We start from the raw sequence: 8,533 nt of genomic DNA on the forward strand, positions 1-8,533 counted from the left end.
CCGGGCGCCACGCTGGTCAGCGCGGCCAAGGGCATCGAGCTGGGCACTTTGATGCGGATGAGCCAGGTCATCGTCGACGTGACGAGCGTCGATCCGTCGCAAGTCGCCGTGATATCCGGGCCGAACCTCGCCAGCGAGATCACCGCCGGGCAACCCGCCGCCACGGTGATCGCCTGCAGCGATTCCGGTCGCGCGGTCGCCGTGCAGCGCATGCTGAACGCCGGATACTTCCGGCCGTACACCAACGCCGATGTCATCGGCACCGAGATCGGCGGCGCGTGTAAGAACGTCATCGCGCTGGCCTGCGGGATGGCGGCCGGGGTGGGCCTGGGGGAGAACACCGCGGCGGCGATCATCACCCGCGGTCTCGCCGAGATCATGCGGCTCGGCATCGCCGTGGGGGCCAAGGGCGCAACGCTGGCCGGCCTGGCCGGAGTGGGTGATCTGGTGGCGACCTGCACGTCGCCCCGGTCGCGCAACCGCAGTTTCGGCGAAAGCCTGGGGCGCGGCGAAACGCTGGAGTCAGCGCTGCGAGAGCGCGGTGGCCACGTCGTCGAAGGGGTCACGTCGTGCGAGTCGGTGCTGGCGCTGGCCTCCAGTTACGACGTCGAGATGCCCCTGACCGACGCGGTGGAACGGGTCTGCCACAAGGGGTTGTCCGTGGACCAGGCGGTGGTTGCCCTGCTGGGGCGCAGCACCAAGCCGGAATGAGCTTGTAACCAGCACCGCGACGCCAGACGGTAGCCTCTCTAGGTTGTGAACGCCCGCTTGCCGTCCAGGACGCCCGATCACGGTCGCGTCCGAGTTGCCGTCGTCTTCGGCGGACGCAGCAATGAGCACGCCATCTCGTGCGTCTCGGCAGGCAGCATTTTGCGCAACCTGGACCCGGAGCGGTTCGACGTGGTCGCGGTCGGCATCACGCCGGAAGGCTCGTGGGTGCTGACCGACGGTGATCCCGACTCGCTGGCGATCGCGAACCGGCAGTTGCCTGGGGTGAGTCCCGAGTCGGGCACCGAGCTGGCGCTGACGGCCGACCCGCGTCTCGCCGGTCAGCTGGTATCGCTGGCGCCCGGTGGGGCTGAGGTGCTGGCGTCAGTCGACGTGGTGTTTCCGGTGCTGCACGGACCGTACGGGGAAGACGGCACCATCCAGGGTCTGCTCGAACTCGCCGGTGTGCCGTATGTCGGTGCCGGGGTGCTGGCCAGCGCGGCGGGGATGGATAAAGAGTTCACCAAGAAGCTGCTGGTGGCCGAAGGGCTACCGATCGGCGACTACGCGGTGCTGCGGGCATCGGAGACCACGCTGGATGCCGAACAGCTTGACCGACTTGGACTTCCGGCGTTCGTCAAGCCCGCTCGCGGCGGGTCGTCGATCGGCGTCAGCCGGGTGGCCGACCGGCAGGAATTGCCCGCGGCGATTGCCCATGCGCGTCAGCACGATCCGAAGGTGATCGTCGAGTCCGCCATCATCGGCCGCGAACTGGAATGCGGTGTGCTCGAATTCCCGGACGGCACAGTGCAAGCCAGCACTGTCGGCGAGATCCGGGTAGCCGGAGTCCGCGGACGGGAAGATTCTTTCTACGATTTCGCGACCAAATATCTTGACGACGCCGCCGAACTCGACGTGCCTGCCAAGATCGACGACGACGTGAGCGATGCCGTGCGCGAGTTGGCGATTCGGGCGTTCAAGGCCATCGACGGCCGAGGTCTGGCTCGGGTGGACTTCTTCCTCACCGACGACGGGCCGCTGATCAATGAGGTCAACACGATGCCCGGATTCACCAAGATCTCGATGTATCCCCGGATGTGGGCAGCCAGCGGCGTCGACTATCAAACCTTGCTGGCGACCATGGTCGACACGGCCCTGTCGCGTGGGATGGGTCTGCGCTAGTTGCCCGGCGACGGGGCGACTGGATGCGCCGGCATGGTTCGGTCGATCAGCTCGGAGAGTTGCTGGATCGGCGTCGGTCCGGAACCAGGTGGCAATGTGAGCGCGAGATAGACCGGTCGATCGACCGCGTACCAGGTGGATCGCTGATCCTGGCTGACTTGGAACCACTGCACCCGGTCGACCTGCTGGATCGGTGAGCCGACGACGAAGTCGGCAGGACGGTCGAGGCCACACCGCAGTACGACCGGATCTCCCTCGCCTGCGAGTTGCCACCCGGCGGCGCCGACCGGAGCCGGTTGTGCCAGCGTGGCCCGGGTGTAGTCGCCGAGTCGCTGTGGCAATGCCTCCAGTAGCCGTTGGCAGGCGGCATCCTGCGCATGCGGTGCGGGCACGGCGGCGACAGCGACCGGTGCGGTGTGGTGGTGAGTCGCCGCGATCGCCAGAACGACGACCACCGCACCGATCGCCAGAACCAGCGCGGCGATCAGCGCCGCCCGCGGCGGGCCGTCGGATTCGGCCTTCGGAGAAGTCACTACCTCACCCCCTGCTCGAACTCAGCGCAGTAGAACCTACCGTTGTTCGCAGACCGGCGATCATCGAGGAGGTGGGGTGAGCAGCGGCGAGTCCGATCGCACCCTCGGCGATATCGGTGAGTTCGAGTTGATTGACCGGATGACTCGGGGTCGTCCCGCGTCATCCGACGTCGCACTAGGGCCGGGTGACGACGGCGCGGTCGTGGTGGCCGCCGATGGCCGCGTTGTGGTGTCGACGGACATGCTGGTCGAAGGCAGGCACTTTCGGCTGGACTGGTCGACACCGCATGACGTCGGCCGTAAAGCCGTGGCGCAGAACGCCGCCGATATCGAAGCGATGGGGGCACGGGTCACCGCGTTCGTCGTCGGGTTCGGTGCGCCACCCGAAACCGCTGCCGCACAGGTCAACGCGCTGGCCGATGGAATGTGGGACGAAGCCGCCCGAGTCGGCGCGAGCATCGTCGGGGGAGATCTGGTGGCCAGCCCGCAGTGGGTCGTGTCGGTGAGCGTGCTCGGTGATCTGGCCGGCCGCGCACCGGTGTTGCGGTCCGGTGCCAGGTCTGGCGCGCAACTCGCCGTCGCCGGTCAACTGGGGTGTTCGGCTGCCGGATATGCACTGTGGCACAACAATATTGACCGATTCGACGAGCTACGCCGGTGCCATCTGGTTCCGCAACCGCCGTACGGCCAGGGTCGGATGGCGGCCGATGCGGGCGTCCAGGCGATGATCGACGTCTCCGACGGCTTGGTCGGCGACCTTCGGCATGTCGCCGAGGCATCGGGCATGACGATCGAGCTGAGCACCGAGGCGCTTAGTGCCGATCGTGAGTTATTGGTCGGCGCTGCCGAAGCCGTCGGCGTCGACCCGTGGAACTGGGTGTTCGGCGGAGGAGAAGACCATGCATTGGTCGCAGCGTTCGGCGGTCGGGTTCCCCCGGGGTGGCGGGTGATCGGACGTGTTCTCGACGGGCCGGCGGACGTGCTCGTCGACGGTGCACCGTGGCGTGGGTATGCGGGGTGGCAGTCGTTCGGTTGCCCGTGACGATGCTGGCCGAGGAGATGCCGGACAATTGGGCAGTAGGGTGACCCGGTGACCGTCTACGCGATCGCCCAACTACGGTTCACCGACCGCACTGCCTACGACCGGTACCAAATGCGGTTCATGGATGTCTTCGGTCGTTATCACGGAACGCTGCTGGCTGCCGACGAGCGGCCGCAGGTCGTCGAGGGCAGCTGGGATCGGGAAAAGGTGGTGCTGATGTCCTTTCCCGACGAGTCCGAATTCCGGTTATGGTCGGAATCTGCTGAATATCAAGAGATTTCGAAGGACCGCGACGCGGGCGCTGATACGGTAGTGCTACTGGTCAAGGGGCTGGCGTGACCGCCAAGCCGCTGCGCGAACTGGTCGACGACGGCTGGGCGAAGGCCCTGCAGCCCGTCGAGGAGCAGGTCGCCACGATGGGTCAATTCCTGCGAACGGAGATCGCGGCCGGCCGCGGATACCTACCTGCCGGTGAAAACGTGTTGCGCGCCTTCACCTTTCCGTTCGACAAGGTTCGGGTTCTGATCGTGGGCCAGGACCCGTATCCGACGCCCGGACACGCTGTCGGCCTGAGCTTCTCGGTGGCTGCCGATGTGCGGCCGCTACCGCGGAGCCTGGAGAACATTTTCGCCGAATATCGCACGGACCTAGGCTTTCCGGCGCCGTCCTGCGGCGACCTCTCGCCGTGGGCGCAGCGCGGGGTGCTGCTGCTCAACCGGGTACTCACCGTCCAGCCGGGTAATTCGGCATCTCATCGCGGCAAGGGCTGGGAGGCCGTTACCGAGTGCGCGATCCGTGCACTGGTTGACCGTCGACGGCCGATGGTGGCCATTCTGTGGGGCCGCGACGCCTCGACGCTCAAGCCGATGCTGGCCGGCAGCGATTGTCTCTCGATCGAATCGCCGCATCCCTCGCCGTTGTCGGCGTCGCGGGGATTCTTCGGCTCGCGTCCGTTCAGTCGCGCGAACGAACTGCTGGCTCAGATGGGTGCCGAGCCCATCGACTGGCAACTGCCGTGACGAGCGAGCTAAGCAGTTCGGTAATCAGTTCGCTGCGAACGCGCGGGCCTTAACTACCCGCGAACGACCTTGCCGGCCTTGATGCAGGACGTGCAGACGTTGATGCGGTGCTTGTTGCCGCCGGGACGGTTGGAAACGCGCACGCTCTGGATGTTGGGATCCCATCGACGGCTGGTCCGGCGATGGGAGTGTGACACCGACTTGCCGAAGCCGGGAGCCTTCCCGCAGATATCGCAGACGGCAGCCATACGTGAAACTCCTCAGACTCTGGGGCCAACGACCTTACGGGTGGCCCGACGACCTGGCAAGAATAGCTGCCGCCGGGCGGAACTGCCAAAACGATCAACAATCGGCGGTGTCATGTAACCGGTGCTGTCGTTCTGAGTAGATAGGCTGGCGCCCACCGGCGGCGGCGTAAGGAGGTGGGATCGAGGTGGGGTCGGGGCTTGCTGAGCCGGGTCGCGCGCTGGACGCGTTCGCTTTACGTGACTGGGCGCACACCTCTGTCGGGGACCTGATCACCCACATCGACGAGATCAACCGGCTCAACGTGTTCCCCGTTGCCGATTCCGACACCGGCGTGAACATGCTGTTCACCATGCGCTCGGCGCTGGCCGAGGCCAACACCGACGCGAAATCCGCCGATGTCGTCGAGACGGCGGCCGCTCTGTCCGCGGGGGCGCTGAACGGTGCACGCGGCAACTCCGGCGTGATCCTGTCCCAGATCCTGCGGGGCATCGCCGACGTGACCGGGCGCGCTGCCGCCGACTCCGAGGACGAACTGCATCAGATCGATGCCGCGCTGCTGGGCGCGGCACTGCACCGCGGCGTTGAACTGGTTGTCGCCTCGATGGGCGGCCAGGAAATCCCCGGGACGATCGTCTCTGTGCTGAAAGCCGCCGGTGACGCCGTCGAGCAGTCCGCGAGCGCCGGGGAAGGGCTGCCAGCGGCGGTCACCGTTGCCGGTGAGGCCGCGGTGATCGCGCTGGAGAAGACTCCCGAGCAGCTTGACGTGCTGGGTGACGCGGGCGTGGTCGATGCCGGTGGCCGCGGCTTGCTGGTGCTTCTCGATGCGCTGCGCTCGACAATCACCGGGCAGGCGCCGAATCGCAGGGTCTACGAGCCGGCGCCGCGCCGGCGAGTGCCCGAAATCGCCGCGCAACCCCCAGCGCCGCAATTCGAGGTGATGTACCTGCTGGGCGGGTGCGACACCGAGGGTGCCGATTTGTTGCGGGAGCGCCTGGATGAGCTCGGCGAGTCGGTGGCCATCGCGACGTCCGGGGTCGTCGGCGGTTACTCCGTGCACGTCCACACCGACGACGCCGGAGCGGCGATCGAGGCGGGTCTGGCGTATGGCGATCCGCGTCGGATCCAGATATCAATGCTGACCAGCGGCACCAGCGGGCTGCCACCGGGCAGCTGGACGCGGGAGCGAGCGGTGCTCGCCGTCGTCGACGGTGACGGCGCGGCCGAGTTGTTCGGCGGAGAAGGGGCCTGCGTGCTGCGGCCCGATCCGCTTGCCGACGACCCGACGACGGTGATCACCGCCCAGCAGTTGCTGCGCGCGGTCGTCGACACCGGGGCCGCCCAGGTCATGATTCTGCCCAACGGCTACGTCCTCGCCGAGGAGCTGGTGGCCGGTTGCACCGCCGCTATCGGATGGGGGATCGACGTGGTGCCGCTGCCCACCGGGTCGATGGTGCAGGGTCTGGCCGCACTCGCGGTACACGAACCGGGCCGGCAAGCGGTTAACGACGGCTACACGATGGCCCGCGCCGCAGGCAGCGCGCGGCATGGGGAAGTGCGCGTTGCTACCGAAACGGCGCTGACCTGGGCAGGCACCTGCGAGCCGGGCAACGGGCTGGGCATAGCCGGCGACGAAGTACTGATCGTGGCGCCCGATGTCGCTTCGGCCGCGGCCGGGCTGATCGATCTGCTGCTGGGCGCCGGCGGCGAGCTGATCACCGTGCTCATCGGCCAGGGCATCGACGCGGACTCGGTCGAGGCGGCGCTGCGCGCCCATGTGCACGACTGCCATCCCGGCAGCGAACTCGCGATCTATCGCACCGGCCACCGCGGTGGCGCGCTGCTGATCGGGGTCGAGTAGCAATGGTGTCGCTCAGTGACCGTCTGGATTACATCGTCGGCGCGAAAGCCGCGGGCCCGCTCGACGAGGTGTTCGGCATCCGCTCGGTGGACGACCTGCTCCGGCACTACCCCCGCAGCTACGTCGAAGGCACCACGGTCCGGGGCGCCGACGACGAACAACCGCCGGAGGGTGAACACGTCACGCTCGTCGACGAGATCACCGATGCCGCGCTGCTTTCCATCAAAAGCCGGCCGCGGGACAAGCTCTTTCGCGTCACGCTGGGTTCCGGGCGCGGCAAGGTCACCGCGACGTTCTTCCATCCCAAGAAGTGGATCACCGACCAACTGTCCAAAGGCACCCGTGTCATGCTGTCCGGCGAAGTCGGCTACTTTCGCGGCGCCATGCAACTCACCCATCCCGACTTCTTGGTGCTGAATGCCGCCGACGGGCGCAACCGCGGCAGCCGGTCGCTGAAGATGATTGCCGACGCCTCGCAGGCGGTCAGCGGGGAAGTACTGCAGGAGGCCTTCGAGCGGACGTTTTACCCGATCTACCCGGCCAGCGCGAAGTTGCAGAGCTGGAACATCTTCAACAGTGTTCGACAGGTGCTCGAGGTGCTCGACCCGATTCCCGACCCGCTACCCGAAACGCTCTGCGCCGCACACAATCTGGCCTCCGAAGACGAGGCCCTGCGCGCCATCCACCTGGCTGAAAACGACGCCGACCGCCGGCGGGCCCGGGAGCGGTTGGCCTTCGACGAGGCGGTGGGTCTGCAATGGGCGCTGGTGAGCCGGCGCCACGGCGAACTGGCCCAGTCCGGGCCGGTGGCACCGTCGAGTCAGACAGGTCTCAAACACGAACTGCTGCACCGCTTGCCATTCGAGCTGACCGCGGGCCAGCGCGAGGTGCTTGACGTCCTCTCCGGCGAACTCGCGGCCAACCGGCCGATGAACCGGCTCCTGCAAGGCGAAGTCGGTTCGGGCAAGACCATCGTCTCGGTGTTGGCGATGCTGCAGATGGTCGACGCCGGCTACCAGTGCGCCCTGCTGGCGCCGACGGAAGTCCTTGCCGCACAGCATCTTCGCTCAATCAACGATGTGCTCGGCCCGCTGGCGATGGGTGGTCAGCTCGGCGGTGAGGACAACGCCACGCGTCTCGCGCTGCTGACCGGCTCGATGTCGCAAGCCCAAAAGAAGCAAGTCCGTGCCGAGATCGCCGGCGGCCACGCGGGCATCGTCGTCGGTACCCATGCGCTTTTGCAGGACGCGGTCGAGTTCGACCGGCTCGGCATGGTGGTCGTCGACGAGCAACATCGCTTCGGGGTGGAGCAACGAGACCAGTTGCGGGCCAAGGCGCCTGCCGGCATCACGCCGCATCTGCTGGTGATGACCGCCACGCCGATACCGCGGACCGTGGCCTTGACCGTGTACGGCGACTTGGAGACGTCGACGCTGCGCGAGCTTCCCCGTGGCCGCCAGCCGATCACGACCACCGCCATCTTCGTCAACGACAAACCGGCCTGGCTGGACAGGGCCTGGAGTCGCATCATCGAGGAAGTCGCCGAAGGGCGGCAGGCCTACGTGGTGGCGCCCCGGATCGACGACACCGACAGCAGCGGTCAGGCGGAGAAAGATCAAAGGCCTTCGGCGACAGTCGAAGAGCTCTACGCGCGACTGGGCAACGATCAGCTATCCGGTCTGCGGCTGGGGCTCATGCATGGACGGCTGACCGGCGATGAGAAGGACGCCGTGATGGCGGCGTTTCGCGCCCGAGAAATCGATGTGCTGGTGTGTACCACCGTCATCGAGGTCGGTGTCGACGTTCCCAACGCGACCGTGATGCTGGTGATGGACGCCGACCGTTTCGGGATCAGCCAGCTGCACCAGCTGCGCGGCCGCATCGGCCGGGGCGAACACGCCAGCATCTGTCTGCTGGCCAGTTGGGTGACACCGCACTCACG

Annotated in this window: 9 protein-coding genes; 7 read left to right on the plus strand and 2 right to left on the minus strand. The window is 67.0% G+C overall.

Annotated features, from left to right (window positions below; genetic code table 11):
• The coding region (locus tag VGH54_RS13780; protein ID WP_331512574.1) for an NAD(P)H-dependent glycerol-3-phosphate dehydrogenase at positions 1 to 711 on the plus strand (711 nt) is incomplete at its 5' end.
• A gap of 57 nt (positions 712 to 768) precedes the next feature.
• Complete coding sequence (locus VGH54_RS13785) at positions 769 to 1,890, plus strand: D-alanine--D-alanine ligase family protein (RefSeq protein WP_331512582.1); 1,122 nt, start codon at positions 769 to 771, stop codon at positions 1,888 to 1,890.
• Here VGH54_RS13785 and VGH54_RS13790 read toward each other — a convergent pair.
• Entirely contained in the window at positions 1,887 to 2,423 is a 537-nt protein-coding gene (locus tag VGH54_RS13790; protein ID WP_331512575.1) for a DUF3515 domain-containing protein, read from the minus strand. The two genes, VGH54_RS13785 and VGH54_RS13790, sit on opposite strands and share 4 nt — an antisense overlap.
• Positions 2,424 to 2,499: 76 nt before the next feature.
• Between VGH54_RS13790 and VGH54_RS13795 the strand changes: the two genes are divergently transcribed.
• Genes VGH54_RS13795 through VGH54_RS13805 form a run of 3 tightly spaced genes read left to right on the plus strand, consistent with a single transcriptional unit; the run spans position 2,500 to position 4,484 of the window.
• Positions 2,500 to 3,465: a thiamine-phosphate kinase gene (locus VGH54_RS13795; RefSeq protein WP_331512577.1), complete on the plus strand. Its 966-nt coding sequence runs from the start codon at positions 2,500 to 2,502 to the stop codon at positions 3,463 to 3,465.
• A 48-nt stretch (positions 3,466 to 3,513) separates the two neighbouring features.
• A complete protein-coding gene (locus VGH54_RS13800) occupies positions 3,514 to 3,804 on the plus strand; it encodes a DUF1330 domain-containing protein (RefSeq protein WP_331512578.1) in 291 nt (96 codons plus the stop codon).
• On the plus strand, positions 3,801 to 4,484 hold the full coding sequence (locus VGH54_RS13805) for a uracil-DNA glycosylase (RefSeq protein WP_331512579.1): 684 nt from the start codon (positions 3,801 to 3,803) through the stop codon (positions 4,482 to 4,484). The genes VGH54_RS13800 and VGH54_RS13805 overlap by 4 nt, the downstream gene beginning before the upstream one ends.
• A 53-nt stretch (positions 4,485 to 4,537) precedes the next feature.
• On the opposite strand, the gene rpmB is transcribed toward VGH54_RS13805, so the two are convergent.
• Complete coding sequence (rpmB, locus tag VGH54_RS13810) at positions 4,538 to 4,732, minus strand: 50S ribosomal protein L28 (RefSeq protein ID WP_331512580.1); 195 nt, start codon at positions 4,730 to 4,732, stop codon at positions 4,538 to 4,540.
• A gap of 218 nt (positions 4,733 to 4,950) precedes the next feature.
• Between rpmB and VGH54_RS13815 the strand changes: the two genes are divergently transcribed.
• Both VGH54_RS13815 and recG read left to right on the plus strand, forming a co-directional pair.
• Positions 4,951 to 6,591: a DAK2 domain-containing protein gene (locus VGH54_RS13815; protein WP_331512583.1), complete on the plus strand. Its 1,641-nt coding sequence runs from the start codon at positions 4,951 to 4,953 to the stop codon at positions 6,589 to 6,591.
• Between the two features lie 2 nt (positions 6,592 to 6,593).
• Positions 6,594 to 8,533 (plus strand): ATP-dependent DNA helicase RecG (gene recG / locus VGH54_RS13820; protein WP_331512581.1); only part of this gene is annotated, 1,940 nt, incomplete at its 3' end.

The sequence above is a fragment of the Mycobacterium sp. genome (assembly GCF_036488105.1).
Lineage (GTDB): Bacteria > Actinomycetota > Actinomycetes > Mycobacteriales > Mycobacteriaceae > Mycobacterium.

Coding starts and splice junctions, on each gene's coding strand:
- rpmB (WP_331512580.1), bottom strand. CDS start 4,732: ATGGCTGCCGTCTGCGATATCTGCGGGAAGGCTCCCGGCTTCGGCAAG.